Origin of the sequence: Pseudomonas mandelii (assembly GCF_006438925.1) — a bacterium.
Classification (GTDB): Bacteria; Pseudomonadota; Gammaproteobacteria; order Pseudomonadales; family Pseudomonadaceae; genus Aquipseudomonas; species Aquipseudomonas mandelii_C.
In genome coordinates, this window is record NZ_RCZA01000001.1 from 667,568 (window position 1) to 686,331 (window position 18,764).

19 protein-coding genes are annotated in these 18,764 nt (G+C 56.2%); 2 read left to right on the forward strand and 17 right to left on the reverse strand.

Annotated elements, in window-relative coordinates; genetic code table 11:
- Positions 1–8: 8 nt before the first annotated feature.
- The 17 genes from atpD to rpmH all read right to left on the reverse strand — a co-directional run bounded on the left by atpD (position 9) and on the right by rpmH (position 15,519).
- Positions 9–1,388 (reverse strand): F0F1 ATP synthase subunit beta, encoded by a 1,380-nt coding sequence (gene atpD, locus EAH74_RS03125; RefSeq protein ID WP_033059678.1) that lies wholly within the window; start codon positions 1,386–1,388, stop codon positions 9–11.
- Between the two features lie 27 nt (positions 1,389–1,415).
- Positions 1,416–2,276: a F0F1 ATP synthase subunit gamma gene (gene atpG / locus EAH74_RS03130; RefSeq protein ID WP_123367463.1), complete on the reverse strand. Its 861-nt coding sequence runs from the start codon at positions 2,274–2,276 to the stop codon at positions 1,416–1,418.
- Positions 2,277–2,326: 50 nt separating this feature from the next.
- Positions 2,327–3,871, reverse strand: coding sequence for a F0F1 ATP synthase subunit alpha (gene atpA, locus EAH74_RS03135; protein WP_033059681.1), 1,545 nt, complete (start codon positions 3,869–3,871; stop codon positions 2,327–2,329).
- 21 nt (positions 3,872–3,892) lie between these two features.
- Positions 3,893–4,429 (reverse strand): F0F1 ATP synthase subunit delta, encoded by a 537-nt coding sequence (locus EAH74_RS03140; RefSeq protein ID WP_033059683.1) that lies wholly within the window; start codon positions 4,427–4,429, stop codon positions 3,893–3,895.
- Between the two features lie 12 nt (positions 4,430–4,441).
- Positions 4,442–4,912, reverse strand: coding sequence for a F0F1 ATP synthase subunit B (locus tag EAH74_RS03145; protein ID WP_008155711.1), 471 nt, complete (start codon positions 4,910–4,912; stop codon positions 4,442–4,444).
- Between the two features lie 56 nt (positions 4,913–4,968).
- Entirely contained in the window at positions 4,969–5,226 is a 258-nt protein-coding gene (gene atpE, locus EAH74_RS03150; protein WP_002555987.1) for a F0F1 ATP synthase subunit C, read from the reverse strand.
- 133 nt (positions 5,227–5,359) lie between these two features.
- Positions 5,360–6,229 carry a F0F1 ATP synthase subunit A gene (atpB, locus tag EAH74_RS03155; RefSeq protein ID WP_123367462.1) on the reverse strand — a complete coding sequence of 290 codons (870 nt, stop codon included), beginning with the start codon at positions 6,227–6,229 and terminating at the stop codon, positions 5,360–5,362.
- Between the two features lie 16 nt (positions 6,230–6,245).
- Entirely contained in the window at positions 6,246–6,653 is a 408-nt protein-coding gene (locus tag EAH74_RS03160; protein WP_007948092.1) for a F0F1 ATP synthase subunit I, read from the reverse strand.
- A gap of 148 nt (positions 6,654–6,801) precedes the next feature.
- Complete coding sequence (locus EAH74_RS03165) at positions 6,802–7,674, reverse strand: ParB/RepB/Spo0J family partition protein (RefSeq protein ID WP_008027541.1); 873 nt, start codon at positions 7,672–7,674, stop codon at positions 6,802–6,804.
- Between the two features lie 9 nt (positions 7,675–7,683).
- Positions 7,684–8,481 carry a ParA family protein gene (locus EAH74_RS03170; RefSeq protein WP_008155709.1) on the reverse strand — a complete coding sequence of 266 codons (798 nt, stop codon included), beginning with the start codon at positions 8,479–8,481 and terminating at the stop codon, positions 7,684–7,686.
- Positions 8,482–8,499: 18 nt separating this feature from the next.
- Positions 8,500–9,144 (reverse strand): 16S rRNA (guanine(527)-N(7))-methyltransferase RsmG, encoded by a 645-nt coding sequence (gene rsmG / locus EAH74_RS03175; RefSeq protein ID WP_033059687.1) that lies wholly within the window; start codon positions 9,142–9,144, stop codon positions 8,500–8,502.
- Positions 9,141–11,039, reverse strand: a complete 1,899-nt coding sequence (mnmG, locus tag EAH74_RS03180; RefSeq protein WP_046044925.1) for a tRNA uridine-5-carboxymethylaminomethyl(34) synthesis enzyme MnmG — start codon at positions 11,037–11,039, stop codon at positions 9,141–9,143. The genes rsmG and mnmG overlap by 4 nt, the downstream gene beginning before the upstream one ends.
- 551 nt (positions 11,040–11,590) lie before the next feature.
- Positions 11,591–12,961, reverse strand: coding sequence for a tRNA uridine-5-carboxymethylaminomethyl(34) synthesis GTPase MnmE (gene mnmE / locus EAH74_RS03190; RefSeq protein ID WP_140675840.1), 1,371 nt, complete (start codon positions 12,959–12,961; stop codon positions 11,591–11,593).
- A gap of 79 nt (positions 12,962–13,040) precedes the next feature.
- A complete protein-coding gene (gene yidC, locus EAH74_RS03195) occupies positions 13,041–14,726 on the reverse strand; it encodes a membrane protein insertase YidC (RefSeq protein WP_129439752.1) in 1,686 nt (561 codons plus the stop codon).
- Positions 14,727–14,728: 2 nt separating this feature from the next.
- On the reverse strand, positions 14,729–14,974 hold the full coding sequence (gene yidD / locus EAH74_RS03200; protein WP_074872215.1) for a membrane protein insertion efficiency factor YidD: 246 nt from the start codon (positions 14,972–14,974) through the stop codon (positions 14,729–14,731).
- The gene (rnpA, locus tag EAH74_RS03205) at positions 14,967–15,368 is read right to left on the reverse strand and encodes a ribonuclease P protein component (protein WP_031319201.1); all 402 of its coding nucleotides are present in this window, start codon (positions 15,366–15,368) and stop codon (positions 14,967–14,969) included. Before rnpA ends, yidD begins: the two co-directional genes overlap by 8 nt.
- Positions 15,369–15,384: 16 nt before the next feature.
- On the reverse strand, positions 15,385–15,519 hold the full coding sequence (gene rpmH / locus EAH74_RS03210) for a 50S ribosomal protein L34 (RefSeq protein ID WP_003213577.1): 135 nt from the start codon (positions 15,517–15,519) through the stop codon (positions 15,385–15,387).
- Between the two features lie 568 nt (positions 15,520–16,087).
- Here rpmH and dnaA point away from each other — a divergent pair.
- Both dnaA and dnaN read left to right on the forward strand, forming a co-directional pair.
- Positions 16,088–17,608: a chromosomal replication initiator protein DnaA gene (gene dnaA / locus EAH74_RS03215; RefSeq protein WP_033059693.1), complete on the forward strand. Its 1,521-nt coding sequence runs from the start codon at positions 16,088–16,090 to the stop codon at positions 17,606–17,608.
- Positions 17,609–17,647: 39 nt separating this feature from the next.
- The gene (dnaN, locus tag EAH74_RS03220; RefSeq protein ID WP_017341709.1) at positions 17,648–18,751 is read left to right on the forward strand and encodes a DNA polymerase III subunit beta; all 1,104 of its coding nucleotides are present in this window, start codon (positions 17,648–17,650) and stop codon (positions 18,749–18,751) included.
- Positions 18,752–18,764: the final 13 nt, after the last annotated feature.

An 18,764-nucleotide genomic window follows, 5' to 3' on the forward strand; every position in this document is an offset into this window, starting at 1 on the left:
CGCCGGGATTACAGTTTCTTGGCTTTCTCGATCGCTTCTTCGATGCCGCCGACCATGTAGAACGCTTGTTCTGGCAGGTGGTCGTAGTCACCGTTGAGGATGCCTTTGAAGCCAGCAATGGTGTCTTTCAGGGAAACGTATTTACCCGAAGCACCGGTGAAGACTTCAGCCACGAAGAACGGCTGCGACAAGAAACGCTGGATCTTACGAGCACGGTTTACCAACTGCTTGTCGGCTTCCGACAGCTCGTCCATACCCAGGATCGCAATGATGTCCTTCAGTTCTTTGTAACGTTGCAGAACATACTGTACGCCGCGAGCGGTGTCGTAGTGGTCCTGGCCGATTACGTTCGGGTCCAGCTGGCGCGAAGTCGAGTCGAGTGGATCGACCGCTGGGTAGATACCCAGGGAAGCGATGTCACGGGACAGAACGACGGTGGCGTCCAAGTGGGCGAAAGTGGTCGCTGGCGACGGGTCAGTCAAGTCATCCGCAGGTACGTATACCGCTTGGATCGAAGTGATCGAACCGTTTTTGGTCGAAGTGATACGCTCTTGCAGAGTACCCATCTCTTCGGCCAGGGTCGGCTGGTAACCTACTGCGGAAGGCATACGGCCCAGCAGTGCGGATACTTCAGTACCGGCCAGGGTGTAACGATAGATGTTGTCGACGAACAGCAGAACGTCGTTACCTTCGTCACGGAACTTCTCGGCCATGGTCAGGCCGGTCAGTGCTACGCGCAGACGGTTACCCGGCGGCTCGTTCATCTGACCGTAAACCAGTGCCACTTTGTCCAGAACGTTGGAATCCTTCATCTCGTGGTAGAAGTCGTTACCCTCACGAGTACGCTCACCCACACCGGCGAACACGGAATAACCGCTGTGCTCGATGGCGATGTTACGGATCAGTTCCATCATGTTTACGGTTTTGCCTACACCGGCACCACCGAACAGACCGACTTTACCACCCTTGGCGAACGGGCAAACCAGGTCGATAACCTTGATGCCGGTTTCCAGCAGGTCGTTGCCGCCAGCTTGTTCAGCGAAGGTTGGCGCAGGACGGTGAATGCCCCAGCGCTCTTCGGTGTCAATCGGGCCAGCTTCGTCGATCGGGTTACCCAGTACGTCCATGATCCGGCCCAGGGTCGCTTTACCGACCGGTACGGAGATGGCTGCGCCGGAGTCCTTGACTTCCAGACCGCGCTTCAAGCCTTCGGTGGAACCCATCGCAATGGTACGAACCACGCCGTCGCCCAGCTGTTGCTGAACTTCCAGAGTGGTCCCTGCCGCGCTTTGTACCAACAGCGCGTTATAGATGCTCGGTACGCTGTCGCGTGGAAATTCCACGTCGATAACGGCGCCGATGATTTGAACGATACGTCCGCTACTCATAGCTGGATCCTCTGAATATTTGAACCGTTAAACCGCGGCAGCGCCGCCGACGATTTCCGAGATCTCTTGGGTGATCGCAGCCTGACGCGCCTTGTTGTAGACCAGCTGCAAATCGCTGATCAAATCACCGGCGTTGTCGGTAGCGTTCTTCATCGCGATCATCCGCGCAGCTTGTTCAGCCGCGTTGTTCTCGACCACCGCCTGGTAGACCTGCGACTCAACGTAGCGGACCATCAAGCCGTCAAGCAGCTCTTTGGCATCCGGTTCGTAGAGATAGTCCCAGTGGTGCTTGAGCGATTGATCCGGGGTTGCCTCCAGTGGAATCAACTGCTCCACAGTAGGCTGTTGCGTCATGGTGTTGATGAACTTGTTGGACACCACGGACAGGCGATCAATACGGCCGTCCAGGTAGGCATCCAGCATCACCTTGACGCTGCCAATCAGATCATTGATCGACGGCTCTTCACCCAGGTGGCTGATAGCTGCAACGACGTTACCGCCGAAGTTGCGGAAGAAAGCCGCACCCTTGCTACCAACAACACACAGATCGATCTCGACGCCGTTTTCACGGTTTACCGCCATGTCCTTGACCAGGGCCTTGAACAGGTTGGTGTTCAAGCCACCACACAGACCACGGTCACTGCTCACTACAACATAACCGACGCGCTTGATTTCACGCTCGATCATGAAGGGGTGGCGATATTCCGGGTTAGCATTGGCCAAATGACCAATAACCTGGCGGATGCGCTCCGCGTAAGGACGGCTAGCAGACATACGCATTTGTGCCTTGCGCATTTTGCTGACCGCCACTTTTTCCATGGCGCTGGTAATCTTTTGCGTGCTTTTGATGCTCGCAATCTTACTGCGAATCTCTTTTGCGCCTGCCATGTAACACCTATCAGGTTAGCAAGCGGGAGCCTTGCGGCTCCCGCTGCGGCTTACCAGGTTTGGGTGGCCTTGAACTTCTCGATACCGGCTTTCATGCCAGCGTCGATTTCGTCATTGAAGTCACCCTTCACGTTGATCTTCGCCATCAATTCGGCGTGATCGCGGTTGAAGAAAGCAATCAGCGCTTGTTCGAAGCTGCCGATCTTGGCGATTTCAACGTCAGTCAGGAACCCACGCTCAGCGGCATACAGCGACAGCGCCATGTCAGCGATCGACATTGGTGCGTATTGCTTCTGCTTCATCAGCTCGGTAACGCGCTGACCATGCTCAAGTTGCTTACGGGTCGCTTCGTCCAGGTCAGAAGCGAACTGGGCGAATGCCGCCAGTTCACGGTACTGAGCCAGAGCGGTACGGATACCACCGGAGAGCTTCTTGATGATCTTGGTCTGAGCGGCACCACCCACACGGGATACCGAAACACCGGCGTTCACAGCAGGACGGATCCCGGAGTTGAACATGGCCGATTCCAGGAAGATCTGACCGTCGGTGATGGAAATCACGTTGGTCGGAACGAACGCGGAAACGTCGCCAGCCTGGGTTTCGATGATCGGCAGTGCGGTCAGGGAACCGGTTTTGCCGGTCACTGCGCCGTTGGTGAACTTCTCTACGTACTCTTCCGAAACGCGGGATGCGCGCTCCAGCAGACGGGAGTGGAGATAGAACACGTCGCCTGGGTAAGCTTCACGGCCTGGTGGACGGCGCAGCAGCAGGGAAATCTGGCGGTAAGCCACTGCTTGCTTGGACAGATCGTCATAAACGATCAGCGCGTCTTCGCCGCGGTCGCGGAAGAATTCACCCATGGTGCAACCGGAGTACGGTGCCAGGAACTGCAGTGCTGCAGATTCCGAAGCGCTCGCAGCGACGACGATGGTGTTAGCCAGTGCGCCGTTTTCTTCCAGTTTGCGAACCACGTTAGCGATGGTCGATTGTTTCTGACCGATCGCTACGTAGACGCAGAAAATGCCGCTGTTTTTCTGGTTGATGATCGCGTCGATCGCCAGAGCGGTTTTACCGATCTGACGGTCACCGATGATCAGCTCACGCTGGCCACGGCCGACAGGGATCATGGCATCGACAGCCTTGTAGCCAGTCTGTACAGGCTGGTCTACCGACTTACGCCAGATCACGCCCGGAGCAACTTTCTCGACCGCATCGGTCTCGGTGTTGTTCAGCGGACCTTTGCCGTCAACTGGGTTACCCAGTGCGTCGACTACGCGACCCAGCAGTTCCTTACCAACCGGAACTTCGAGGATGCGGCCAGTGCACTTGGCGCTCATGCCTTCAGCCAGAGACTGGTAAGAGCCCAATACAACGGCACCTACAGAGTCTTGCTCCAGGTTGAGAGCCATACCGAAGACGCCGCCCGGAAACTCGATCATCTCGCCGTACATTACGTCGGCCAGACCGTGAATCCGCACGATACCGTCAGATACGCTGACGACAGTGCCTTCGTTACGGGCTTGGGAGGTCACATCGAGCTTGTCGATGCGGCCCTTGATAATTTCACTTATTTCGGAAGGATTGAGTTGCTGCATTGCTCTGCTGCCCCTTCAAACTCAAGATTTCAATGCTTCGGCAAGGTTCGCGAGTTTGCCGCGAATCGAGCCATCGATTACCAGGTCGCCGGCGCGAATGATGACACCACCAATAAGGGTGGCATCCTCCGCAGCGTGCAGTCGCACTTCCCGGCCGAGCCGTGCACTGAGAACCTTGGCGAGTTTGTCTTGCTGTTCTTGGTTCAATGCAAAAGCACTGGTTACGTCCACGTCTACCGATTTCTCTTGTTCGGCCTTGTACAGGTCAAACAGAGCGGCGATCTCCGGCAAAAGCGGGAGACGGTCGTTTTCGGCAACGACGTGAATGAAATTCTGTGCCTTGGCATCGAACTTGTCGCCACACACGTCAATAAACGTGGTGGCCTTGTTTGCGCTCGTCAGTCGCGGGGCCTTGAGCACGCGCTGCATGGTGTCGTCTTGCGACACTGCTGCAGCCAGGCCGAGCATGGCTGACCAAGAGGCCAGTTGCTGGTGGGCCTGGGCGTGCTCGAAGGCTGCCTTAGCGTAAGGTCGGGCCAACGTGGTCAATTCTGCCATGATCGCCCTCGCTTAAATTTCAGCAGCCAGTTTGTTTACCAGCTCCGCGTGCGCGTTTTGATCGATTGTGGCACCCAGGATCTTCTCGGCGCCGCCAACGGCCAGAGCACCCAATTGGGCACGCAGCGCGTCTTTGACACTGTTCAGTTCCTGCTCGATCTCGGCCTGAGCCTGAACCTTCACACGGTCAGCGTCGATACGGGCTTTTTCAACAGCCTCTTCAACGATCTGGTTACCGCGTTTCTTGGCCTGCTCAATGATTTCAGCTGCCTGAGCTTTTGCTTCGCGCAGTTGATGACCCGCTTTCTCTTGGGCCAACTCCAGGTCGCGAGCTGCTCGGCTGGCAGCATCCAGTCCATCCGCGATCTTCTTCTGACGTTCGTGCAAAGCCGCGATGACCGGAGGCCACACGAACTTCATGCAAAACAGTACAAAAATGAAGAACGCAACGGACTGGCCAATCAGGGTTGCATTAATGTTCACGCCAACACCTCGCTCGTTCGTTGCACATCACACCAATTACTCGAAGGTTCGAGTAATTAGCCAGCGAGTTGACCAACGAATGGGTTCGCGAAGGTGAAGAACAGAGCGATACCAACACCGATCATGGTTACGGCGTCGAGCAGACCGGCAACGATGAACATTTTAACTTGCAGCATTGGAACCATCTCTGGCTGACGCGCTGCGCCTTCCAGGAACTTGCCACCCAACAGGCCGAAACCAATTGCGGTACCCAGTGCGCCCAGGCCGATCAACAGTGCAACAGCGATAGCGGTTAGACCAACTACAGTTTCCATCTTTCCTCCCGACTTTTACGTCGTATGGTTTAGGTTTTTTAGATTTTAAAGCGGTAAAACAAATCGTTTCATAGCCCTGTTCGGGCACCCACTCGTTTGACCGAGTGGGACATCAGACTAGTCGAGACTGGTCTTAATGGTTCTCTTCGTGCGCCATCGACAGGTAAACGATGGTCAGCATCATGAAGATAAACGCCTGCAGGGTAATGATCAGGATGTGGAACACAGCCCACGCCCACTGCAGAACTATGCCCAGGCCGCTAAGCCAGAGCAGACCGCTGCCGAACATCACAGCAATCAGAATGAAGACCAGTTCGCCGGCGTACATGTTGCCGAACAGACGCAGTGCCAGGGAGATTGGCTTGGCGACCAGCGTCACGAACTCCAGCAGGAAGTTCACCGGGATCAACAGGGCTTGAACGAAGATGTTCTTGCTGCCGAAAGGGTGCAGGGTCAGTTCGCCGATGAAGCCGCCGATACCCTTGACCTTGATGCTGTAGAAAATGATCAACGCGAACACCGACAGGGACATACCCAGAGTCGCGTTCGGGTCAGTGGTCGGAACAGCACGGAAGACCAGATGCGGGTCGCCGGTAATGATGGCGGCCACTTTCGGAATCCAGTCGACCGGAACCAGGTCGACGGCGTTCATCAGGAACACCCAGACAAAAATCGTCAGCGCCAATGGTGCGATCAATGGATTACGGCCGTGAAAGGTATCTTTCACGCTGCTGTCGACGAACTCGATCAGAACCTCGACGAAGTTCTGCAGGCCGCCAGGCTGACCGGAAGTCGCCTTCTTTGCCGCCATGCGGAAAAGAAGAACGAAGATCAGACCCAACGCGACCGACCAGCCGAGAGTATCGACGTGGAAAGCCCAGAAGCCCATTTCTTTGGCTTCTGCTGCGGTGTGGGCAAAACCCCACCCGCCAGTTGGGTGCTGACCGAAGGTCAGGTTCTGCAAGTGGTGCTGGATATAGCCCGAAGCGGTTGTCTCTGCCATGGTTGCCTCAAACGCCCTAAGGTCTCGAAAGTCTTGTTCTCATCAGCAGGGGCGCGAACCAGCTGACCAGTTGGGTCAACACGAAGACGCCGAATACAGCTAGCGGCGCCAATGGCTTCACACCTGCAAACGTCAATGCAAAGAGCACTGCCGTCAAAATTAGTTTGCCCGCCTCGCCGGCATAAAAAGACCGGACGATGGCTTGAGCTGCTCGGGCGCCGGAAAACCGAAATGCCCTGTGAGCGAAATAAACATTGGGCAGCAAGGCTATCAGGCCTCCGCAGAGTCCTGAGTACCCGGCTACGACTCCATGCCAGTACCAGAGCGCCAAAGCGGCCAGTACCAAAACGACAAATTGAGCCAGTAAGACCGGAAAAACTGCCAGGCGATGGAACGGCAAGCGGTTTGGCGTGCGGCTCTCCATCGTTTTTGCTCCCCAATGATCGGCTGCCAGAATTCAATAACTTGGCATAATTTGTGCCGACAAAATGCGCGCAGAGTATAGGGGCGGTTCTGCCCCTATTCAACTGTCAGGTAGTGATTTCCGACTGCACGCTACATGAGGAAATGTTTCAACGAATGTGTGCAAGCACACCTTGAAGCTCATCAAGGGAGTTGTAACCGATCACCAACTGCCCCTTCCCCTTTTTACCGTGGCGGATCTGCACCGCAGAGCCTAGGCGCTCAGCCAGACGCTGTTCGAGTCGAGCAATATCCGGGTCCGGCTTTACCGGTTCAGCAGGTTCCTGTTTACCACTCAACCACTGGCGAACCAGTGCTTCAGTCTGGCGTACAGTCAGCCCCCGTGCGACAACGTGTCGCGCCCCTTCAACCTGTTGATTTTCCGGTAAACCGAGCAAAGCACGTGCATGACCCATTTCCAGGTCGCCGTGGGACAGCATGGTTTTGATGACTTCCGGCAACGCGATCAAGCGTAGCAGGTTGGCCACGGTCACGCGGGATTTGCCCACGGCTTCGGCCACTTGTTGCTGCGTCAGCTGGAATTCCTGCTGCAAACGCTGCAAAGCCACCGCTTCTTCGATCGGATTGAGGTCTTCGCGCTGGATGTTCTCAATCAGCGCCATGGCGATCGCGGTTTCATCCGGTACATCGCGAACCATTGCCGGGATGGTTTCCTGCCCAGCCTGCTGACTGGCGCGCCAACGGCGCTCACCGGCGATGATCTCAAATCGGCCGCTGCCGATCGGACGAACCACAATCGGCTGCATCACGCCCTGAGCCTTGATCGACTGCGCCAGCTCTTCCAGCGCCTGAGGATCCATATCCCGGCGCGGCTGGTACTTGCCGCGCTGGATCAGGTCCAGGGGCAGGTGCTGCAGCTCACGCTGATCAGCCTGCACCGCTTGTTCTTCCAGCGAGCTGACAGTCGGACCACTCAGCAGTGCATCCAGTCCACGTCCGAGACCTCGTTTCTTGACGGCCATGGGGATTCCTTAAGTTGCCTGAGCAGCGGCAGTGCGTGAGTTTTTGCGTTGACGACGAACCATCTCGCCCGCCAATGCCAGATAGGCAATGGCGCCCCGCGATGATTTGTCGTACGCCAGCGCCGGCATGCCATAGCTTGGCGCTTCGGCCAGGCGGATGTTGCGCGGAATCACCGTGTCGTAGAGCTGCTCGCCGAAGTGTTCCTTGAGCTGCGCCGAAACATCGTTCATCAGGCTCAGGCGCGGGTCATACATGGTCCGCAACAGGCCTTCGACTTTCAGGTTCGGGTTCAGCAACTCAGCGATGCGCTTGATGTTATCCACAAGGTCGCTCAAACCTTCGAGCGCGAAGTACTCGCACTGCATGGGGATAATCACCCCGTCAGCCGCAACCAGTGCGTTAAGCGTGAGCATCGACAACGATGGCGGGCAGTCGATCAAAATGTAATCGTAGTTTTCACGGATCGGTGCCAGCGCGCTGCGCAGGCGGCTTTCCTTCATCTGCATTTCCAGCAGAACCACTTCGGCCGCGGTCAGGTCGCGGTTGGCCGGCAGCAGTTGGTAACCACCGTGTTCGGAATAGTGCATGGCCTGGGCCAGATCGCATTCGCCGATCAGCAGGTCGTAGACCGAGTTCTCCAGGCCGTGTTTATCCACACCGCTACCCATGGTGGCGTTGCCCTGTGGATCGAGATCGATCAACAGCACCCGACGCTTGGTAGCGACCAGGGAAGCTGCGAGGTTGATACAGGTGGTGGTCTTGCCCACACCACCCTTTTGGTTCGCTATCGCGAATACCTTAGCCATTCTTGCTTGTGTTCCCAATCATGCCGTGCGGCGCAGTATCAGCAGATGGCGTTGGCCTTGGCAACCGGGTACGGCCAAGGCGTGTTCGCTATCGAGGTGGAAGTCTGCCGGCAATGCTACCAGCTCATCGGCGGGATGAACGCCCTTCATTGCCAGCCAACGTGTTTCGGTGTCGCCGAGGTGGCGAGTCCAGTTGCTGAAGTTCTCCATGCTGCTGAACGCCCGGGAAATGATCCCGTTGAATGGCTGATCAGGCTGAAAAGCTTCGACGCGACTGTGGATAACTTGAAGGTTATCCAGTTTGAGTTCGAGTTTGACCTGAGTCAGGAAGCGGGTTTTCTTGCCGTTGCTGTCCAGGCAGGTCACTTGAGACTCTGGAAACAGGATGGCCAACGGAATACCCGGCATGCCGCCGCCGCTGCCAACGTCCAGCCAGCGGCCGTTTTCGACGAACGACATTACGCTCAAACTATCGAGCAAGTGACGGGAAACCATTTCATCCGGATCGCGTACGGCGGTCAGGTTGTAAGCCTTGTTCCATTTGATCAACAGGGCCAGATAACCCAGCAGCTGAGCATGTTGGGTTTCTGTCAGCGTGACACCGAGCTGGCGAGCACCTGTGGATAACTCTTCTGCGTGTTGCGAGGTGACCAACGAACTCAAGCGCTTTGCTCCAACTGACGGCCCGCGCCGCGTTTTTTCAAATGAATCATCAACAGCGAAATCGCTGCCGGCGTCACACCCGGGATACGCGACGCCTGGCCCAAGGTCTCTGGACGGGTCGCGCCGAGCTTGCTCTGGATCTCTTTGGAGAGACCGGAAATATTCGTGTAATCGATATCCACAGGCAGTTTTGTGTCTTCGCTGGCCCGCAGCCGTGCGATTTCATCCTGCTGGCGATCGATGTAACCGGCGTATTTGGTCTTGATTTCGACCTGCTCGGCGACTTGTGGATCTTCTGCACCCCCACCGGTGACGGCGATCAGACCAGCGTAGTCGATTTCCGGACGGCTCAGCAGGTTGAGCAAGTTGTATTCGTGGGTCAGCGGCGTGCCGAATTTCTCGGAAATCGCATCGCCTTGCTCAGTGCCCGGGCGAACCCAGGTACTTTTCAGGCGTTGCTCTTCCAGCGTAATGCTTTCGCGTTTGGTGCAGAACGCAGCCCAACGCGCGTCATCCACCAGACCCAGTTCGCGACCTTTTTCGGTCAAGCGCAGGTCAGCGTTATCTTCACGCAGGATCAGGCGGTATTCGGCGCGGGACGTGAACATCCGATACGGTTCCTGGGTACCCAGGGTAATCAGGTCGTCGACCAACACTCCGATGTACGCCTCGTCGCGACGCGGGCACCAGGCATCTTTGCCCTGAGCACGCAGTGCGGCGTTGGCCCCGGCCAGCAAACCCTGGGCGCCGGCTTCTTCGTAACCGGTGGTGCCGTTGATTTGTCCGGCGAAGAACAGACCGCCGATGACTTTGGTTTCCAGGTTGTACTTCAGGTCACGCGGGTCGAAGTAGTCGTATTCGATGGCGTAACCCGGACGAACGATGTGCGCGTTTTCCATGCCGCGGATCGATTGCACGATCTGCAGTTGCACATCGAACGGCAAGGATGTGGATATCCCGTTCGGGTACAGCTCGTTGGTCGTCAGGCCTTCCGGCTCGATGAAGACCTGATGGCTTTCCTTGTCGGCAAAGCGATGGATCTTGTCTTCGATCGACGGGCAGTAACGCGGGCCGATACCTTCGATCACACCGGCATCGGAATACATCGGCGACCGATCAAGGTTGGCGGCAATGATTTCATGGGTGCGGGCGTTGGTGTGGGTAATCCAGCAGCTGACCTGTTTCGGGTGCTGCTCTTTGGAACCCATGAACGACATCACCGGGATCGGTGTATCGCCGGCTTGCTCGGTCATCACCGAGAAATCCACAGAACGACCGTCGATACGCGGTGGGGTGCCGGTTTTCAGGCGACCAACGCGCAATGGCAATTCACGCAAACGGTGAGCCAGGGCGATCGATGGCGGATCACCGGCACGGCCACCGGAAAAGTTCTGCATTCCGATGTGGATAAGTCCACCGAGGAAGGTGCCAGTAGTTAACACCACGGAATCCGCGAGGAAACGCAGGCCCATTTGGGTGACAACACCGCGCACTTGTTCCTGCTCGACGATCAGGTCGTCGGCTGCCTGTTGAAATATCCACAGGTTCGGCTGGTTTTCGAGGATTTCGCGGACAGCGGCCTTGTACAGAACCCGATCAGCCTGAGCGCGGGTTGCCCGCACGGCCGGGCCTTTGCGGCTGTTCAATACGCGAAATTGAATACCGCCCTTATCGGTAGCCATGGCCATCGCGCCGCCGAGGGCATCGATTTCCTTGACCAGATGGCTTTTGCCGATCCCACCGATAGCGGGGTTGCAACTCATGGCACCGAGGGTTTCCACGTTATGCGTCAGTAACAGGGTTTTTGCACCCATGCGTGCTGAGGCCAGTGCTGCCTCGGTACCGGCATGACCGCCGCCGATGACGATCACTTCAAAACGGGAAGGGAAATCCACCACGCACCTCGTGCCTGCTTCAGTTAGGTAATCCGGAATAGGTTGATCTCAGGTTTTTGGACCTGGTCGGCAAGTATAGGGACTTCGCCCTTCCTAAAGAACCCTTTGCACAAAATTTAACCAGCTGTGGAGAAGTCGCGGTTATAGAAATTAAAAAGAAAGAAATTTATTAAATCTTTGTTTTTATGTTTATTTCTACTGAGGCACATTTCTGTGGATAGATCTCTACAGGCCTTTATATTCAATATGTACAGAGATTCAAAACCCTGTGGTCATGTGCCAATTAGGCCCTTGGATAACCGGTTTAAGCCTGTGGATGAAAGGGGTGCTTATCCACAGGGGCGGTTATCTTCAGTTTTGAGGCCCTGTTATCAACTGCCCTTAGAGGCAGTTATTCACAGGGCTTAATCCACAGAAAACTGCTGAATAAGCAAATCCTGGGCACGGGAAATCCGCTCAAGCAGAAAGAATCTGCTCAGCACCGGAAGAGAATTTAAGAAAAGGAGGGAACAGACAGGCACGAATGGCCTGTCTGTGGACAACGGGGAAGATTATTTACCGATACAGAAGCTGGAAAAGATCCGTCCCAGCAGGTCATCGGAGCTGAATGCACCAGTGATTTCACCCAAAGCGTGTTGGGCTTGTCGCAAATCCTCGGCTAACAGTTCACCGGCACCCGCCAGGGTCAGCTGTGCACGGCCGTGCTCAAGGGACGCACTGGCGTGGCGCAACGCTTCAAGGTGACGCCTGCGAGCACTGAAGCTGCTTTCAGAGGTCTGCTCGTAACCCATGCAGGCCTTGAGGTGGTCGCGCAGCAATTCCAGCCCTTCACCTGCAGATTTGGCGCTCAGGTTGATGGTGACGTGGCCATCCCCGCTGACTTCCAGGGCAATGGCTTCGCCAGTGAGGTCAGCCTTGTTTCGAATCAGCGTGACTTTCGCCGGATCCGGACGGATTTCCAGGAATTCAGGCCATAACGCGAACGGATCAAGTGCCTCAGGAGCCGTAGCATCGACCACCAACAGCACGCGATCAGCCTCGCCGATCGCTTTCAACGCTCGCTCGACGCCGATTTTTTCCACCTGGTCTTCGGTATCTCGCAGGCCTGCGGTGTCGACTACGTGCAGCGGCATACCATCGATGTGGATATGTTCACGAAGAATGTCCCGGGTAGTGCCGGCAATCTCGGTGACGATCGCGGCTTCACGGCCGGCCAGCGCATTCAACAGGCTGGATTTACCGGCATTCGGCCGGCCGGCGATCACCACGGTCATCCCGTCACGCAGCAAGGCACCCTGCCCGGCTTCCCGTAGTACGGTGGATAACTCGTCACGCACTTTGTCGAGCATGCTCAATACGTGGCCATCGGCGAGGAAGTCGATTTCTTCTTCAGGGAAGTCGATCGCCGCTTCGACATAGATGCGCAGGCCAATCAATTGCTCGGTGAGGTTATGCACACGTTCGGAGAATGCGCCCTGCAAGGAACGCAGGGCATTTCGCGCAGCCTGTGCAGAACTCGCTTCGATCAAATCAGCGATGGCCTCGGCCTGAGCCAGGTCGAGTTTGTCATTGAGGAACGCGCGCTCGCTGAATTCCCCCGGCCGGGCCAACCGACAGCCCAGTTCCAGGCAACGCTTGAGCAGCATATCCAGAACTATCGGACCACCATGGCCCTGGAGCTCCAGCACATCTTCGCCGGTGAACGAGTTCGGGCCGGGAAAATACAGGGCGATACCTTGATCCAGCACCTCATCGTTTTTACTGAGGAACGGGCCGTAGTGGGCGAATCGCGGCTTGAGTTCACGACCGCTGAAGGCCTTGGCTGCAACACTCGCCAGCGGCCCGGAAATACGGACGATGCCTACCCCGCCGCGACCTTGAGCGGTGGCGACGGCGGCGATGGTTTCACGAGGAACGCTCATAAACCGTTATCCAGACAAAAGTGACAGATAGCAAAACGCCCCACTAGGGGGCGTTTTGAGTGGTTATCCACAGTGTAAGTCAGGCAGCTGCTTTGGTAGCTGCTTCGATCTTACGAGTGATGTACCACTGTTGGGCGATCGACAGGCAGTTGTTCACTACCCAGTACAGCACCAGACCAGCCGGGAACCACAGGAAGAAGAAGGTGAAGATGATTGGCATCAACTTCATCACCTTGGCCTGCATCGGGTCCGGAGGAGTCGGGTTCAGCTGCTGCTGGATGAACATGGTTGCACCCATGATGATCGGCAGAATGAAGAACGGATCCTTGATCGACAGGTCAGTAATCCACAGCATGAACGGCGCTTGGCGCATTTCAACGCTTTCCAGCAGAACCCAGTACAGCGAAAGGAAAACCGGCATCTGCACGAGGATTGGCAAGCAACCACCCAGCGGATTGATCTTTTCTTTCTTGTACAGCTCCATCATGGATTGCGACATTTTCTGCCGGTCGTCGCCATGTTGCTCTTTCAGCGCTGCCAGTTTCGGTGCCACTGCACGCATGCGCGCCATGGATTTGTAGCTGGCAGCCGACAACGGGAAGAAGATCCCTTTGATCAGCATGGTCAGGAAGATGATCGACCAGCCCCAGTTACCGACCAGCGCGTGGATATGTTGCAGCAGCCAGAAGATTGGCTGGGCAATGAACCACAGAATGCCGTAGTCGACGGTCAGTTCCAGACCCGGGGACAACTCTTTCAGCACGGCCTGACTTTTCGGACCGGCATACAGAACGGCACTGGTCTCGGCTTTTGCACCTGGCGCGACGGTCATTGCCGGAGCGGTGTAGCCGATGATGTAGTTGCCTTTGCTGTCTTTACGGGTCTGGACGAGGTTGTTCTCGCCTTTCGCCGGAATCCACGCGGTCACGAAGTAGTGCTGCAACCATGCAACCCAACCACCGTTAACGGTTTCTTTCAGCTGAGCCTTGTCCATGTCCTTCATGGACACTTTCTTGTACGGCTCGTTACTTGTCCACAGGGCGGCGCCCAGGTAAGTCGCGGTGCCGGTGGCGGTGCTGGAAGAAGGATCGGAGCTGGCGTCACGCTTCAATTGCGCGAACATTGCACCGGACCAGGGCTGAGCACTCTGGTTATCGATCAGGTAGGAAACGGTTACGTCATACAGGCCACGTTTCAGGGTGAAACGCTTGATGTAGTTGACGCCGTCCTTGCTGAACTTCAGGTCTGCGACCAATTGGTCCTGACCATCAGCCAGTTGGTAAATCTTCTTCTCCGAGGAGTAAACCGGACGGCCGGCAGGACTGGCGTCCGGACCGTTGGTGCCGATCAAACCACTTTGAGCCAGATAAGTCCGCTCGTTGCCGTTATCGAACAACTGGAAAGGAATTTCCGGATGGTCCTGGCGACGTGGATACAGCGGCAGCGTCAACTGCGCAACATCACCACCTTGTGGATCGATTGCCAGGTTGAGCACATCCGTTTTGATCTGGATGAGGTCTTTGCTTGCAGCTACTGGTGTTTCAGCAGGTGCAGTTGCACTGGTATCGCTTGCGGCGCGTGGAATGTCGTCACTGACAGAAGCATTATTGCCAGTCGCCGTATCCGGTAGGCCCGGTGCGGTAGTACTGGAAGCAACATTCTGAGTCGGCAGGGCAGCCTGGCCATAGTCCTGGTTCCATTTAAGAACCATAACGTAGGACACGATTGCCAGGGCGACGATCAGGATCGTGCGTTTGATATCCATGATTACTCGGCCATCGAAGAAGAACGGGAGGTAGGGATAGATGGAACCGGGTCATAACCACCGGGATTCCACGGATGACAGCGACCTAAACGACGAAAGGCCAGCCAGCCACCGCGCAGAAGGCCATGATTTTCTATGGCTTCATACGCGTAGCAGGAACAACTGGGGTAGAAACGACAGTGACTGGCCATCAGAGGACTAATGGCATAGCGATAAAACTGGATCGGAACGAGTGCCAGTTTACGCATCGGGACTGTCTACCCCTACAGTTTCGGTTTTGACTGCTGGTACCGGCGTGCTGCGTGCCAGACGCTTCCAGAGTTTGCCGAAATGCTGAATCAATTCGGGGTTTTCTACGTCACCCAAACCTTTGCGCGCGACGATAACGATGTCCCAGCCGGCCAGTGAGTCCTGGTTCAGACGGAACGATTCGCGCATCAGACGTTTGAGGCGATTGCGCTCGACGGAGAGCTTTACGCTCTTTTTCCCGATAACCAGCCCGAGACGGGGGTGATCAAGATCGTTGTTGCGCGCAAGGAGCAGGAGATTTTTCCCCGGAACCTTGCCGGTAGGGGAGTCAAAGACTGCCTTGAAATGCCGGGGAGTAAGCAGACGCTTTTCCCGACTGAAGTCCTGACTCACCTCCAGTGCCGGATTATCAAACTGCCAGACGCGCACGACCTTTGGCGCGACGACGCGACAGGACGGCACGACCGTTTTTGGTAGCCATGCGAGCACGGAAACCGTGAGTACGAGCGCGTTTGATAGTGCTTGGTTGGAAAGTACGTTTCATTGTCGTGTTACCTGGTTCGTCCACAACGGGCCGGAATGGCCCCCGTTTTAAGAGACCGGGGATTCTAGAGAAAGCAAGCCTCTAGGTCAATTTCCAACCAGCGTTTCCTTATAAATAGATCTCCAGACGTTTTTCCTGCCGAGCTCCATTGGCTAGATATAGAAATTAAGAAGGAAAGTATTTAAAGCTTTTCTGTAAAGCTTATAAAAGCTAGGGACACGATCATCTGTGGATAACTGCCATCAGCCCTTTAAAGTCGTGCTGTACAGAGAATGACAACTACGGTGGAAAACGGTGGTAACCCTGTGCTGCGCTGTCGGATAAGCTGTGTGTGAAAGAGGTAGTTATCCACAACGTGGTTATCCACCGAGTTTCGCCCCCACTTGTACAACGACCTTAGGCCCGGTTATCCACAGAGCTTATGCACAGACCGCTGGTCGTCTTTTTTTCGTATAAATCACTGATTCTTCATGGCAGGTGCACAACCTTCGTGTGGATAAGTCGGGGCTTGGTCGGCTACAATGGCGGCTTGTTTTTGCCTCACCGGCTTTCAACTTAGGGGATATCCGTGTCAGTGGAACTTTGGCAGCAGTGCGTGGAGCTTTTGCGCGATGAGCTGCCTGCCCAACAATTCAACACTTGGATCCGTCCACTACAGGTCGAAGCCGAAGGCGACGAGTTGCGTGTCTACGCACCGAATCGTTTTGTTCTCGACTGGGTCAACGAAAAGTACCTGGGCCGCGTCCTTGAACTGCTGGATGAGCATGGCAATGGCATCGCGCCGGCGCTGTCCTTATTAATAGGCAGCAAACGCAGTTCGGCACCACGTGCAGCCCCGAATGCTCCGTTGGCCGCCGCTGCTTCACAGGCTCAGGCCGCTCAAGCACCTGTCAGCGCCCCGGCGCCAGCCCAGGTAGCCGCTCCGACCAAGCGTGCGACGCAAAAAGTTGCAGAGGTTAATGAAGAGCCATCGCGCGACAGCTTCGACCCGATGGCCGGGGCCAGTTCGCAACAAGCCCCGATTCGCGCCGAACAGCGTACGGTGCAGGTCGAAGGCGCGCTCAAGCACACCAGCTACCTGAACCGCACCTTCACCTTCGAAAACTTCGTCGAGGGCAAGTCCAACCAACTGGCCCGGGCTGCGGCCTGGCAAGTGGCGGACAATCCCAAGCACGGTTACAACCCGCTTTTCCTTTATGGTGGCGTCGGCTTGGGTAAAACCCACTTGATGCACGCTGTGGGTAACCACCTATTAAAGAAGAATCCGAATGCCAAGGTTGTGTACCTGCATTCCGAGCGTTTCGTCGCGGACATGGTCAAGGCCTTGCAGCTGAATGCGATCAACGAGTTCAAGCGCTTCTACCGCTCGGTGGATGCGTTGCTGATCGATGACATTCAGTTCTTCGCCCGCAAGGAACGTTCCCAGGAAGAGTTTTTCCACACCTTCAACGCCCTGCTTGAAGGTGGCCAGCAGGTCATTCTCACCAGTGACCGCTACCCGAAAGAAATCGAAGGCCTTGAAGAGCGCCTCAAATCCCGCTTCGGCTGGGGCCTGACGGTAGCCGTCGAGCCGCCGGAACTGGAAACCCGCGTGGCGATCCTGATGAAAAAGGCCGATCAGGCCAAAGTCGATCTGCCCCATGACGCGGCGTTCTTCATTGCCCAACGTATTCGTTCCAATGTCCGTGAGCTGGAAGGCGCGCTCAAACGCGTGATCGCCCACTCGCACTTCATGGGCCGCGATATCACCATCGAGCTGATTCGCGAATCCCTGAAAGATCTGTTGGCACTGCAAGACAAACTGGTCTCTGTGGATAACATTCAGCGCACGGTCGCCGAGTACTACAAGATCAAGATCTCCGACTTGTTGTCCAAACGTCGTTCGCGTTCGGTAGCTCGTCCGCGTCAGGTTGCCATGGCGTTGTCCAAAGAGTTGACTAACCACAGCCTGCCGGAAATCGGCGATGTGTTTGGCGGCCGGGACCACACGACTGTTTTGCACGCCTGCCGCAAGATCAACGAACTTAAGGAATCCGACGCGGACATCCGCGAGGACTACAAGAACCTGCTGCGTACACTGACCACTTGATGAACACCAGCGCAGCTTATTAAGGCAAGGGACTAGACCATGCATTTCACCATTCAACGCGAAGCCCTGTTGAAACCCCTGCAACTGGTCGCAGGCGTCGTCGAGCGCCGACAGACCTTGCCGGTGCTCTCCAACGTGCTGCTGGTTGTCGAAGGCCAGCAACTGTCGCTGACCGGTACCGACCTGGAAGTCGAGCTGGTTGGTCGCGTGCAACTCGAAGAACCGGCTGATCCAGGTTCCATCACTGTGCCTGCGCGCAAGCTGATGGATATCTGCAAGAGCTTGCCGAACGATGCGCTGATCGACATCAAGGTTGACGAGCAGAAGCTCGTGGTGAAGGCCGGCCGTAGCCGCTTCACCCTGTCGACCCTGCCGGCCAATGACTTCCCGACTGTGGAAGAAGGCCCTGGCTCGTTGACGTGCAGCCTTGAGCAAAGCAAATTGCGGCGCCTGATTGAACGGACCAGCTTCGCCATGGCCCAGCAGGACGTGCGTTACTACCTCAACGGCATGCTGCTGGAAGTCTCGGCTGGCATCATCCGCGCCGTGGCCACCGACGGTCACCGCTTGGCCATGTGCTCGATGCAGGCTGATATCGGTCAGCCGGATCGCCACCAGGTCATCGTGCCACGTAAAGGTATCCTTGAACTGGCGCGCCTGCTGACTGAGCCGGACGGCATCGTCAGTATCGTACTGGGCCAGCACCACATTCGTGCGACCACTGGCGAGTTCACCTTCACGTCGAAACTGGTCGACGGCAAATTCCCGGACTACGAGCGTGTTCTGCCGAAAGGTGGCGACAAACTGGTACTCGGCGATCGTCAGGCCCTGCGTGAAGCCTTCAGTCGTACCGCGATTCTGTCCAACGAGAAGTACCGCGGCATCCGTCTGCAACTGGCCAATGGTCAGCTGAAGATCCAGGCGAATAACCCGGAACAGGAAGAAGCTGAAGAAGAAGTGGGCGTTGAGTACAACGGCGGCAATCTGGAAATCGGCTTCAACGTGAGCTATCTGCTCGACGTACTGGGCGTGATGACCACTGAGCAGGTTCGCTTGATTCTGTCCGACTCCAACAGCAGCGCGCTGGTGCAAGAGTCCGACAACGACGACTCGGCCTACGTTGTCATGCCGATGCGTCTGTAATCATGCTCAGCAG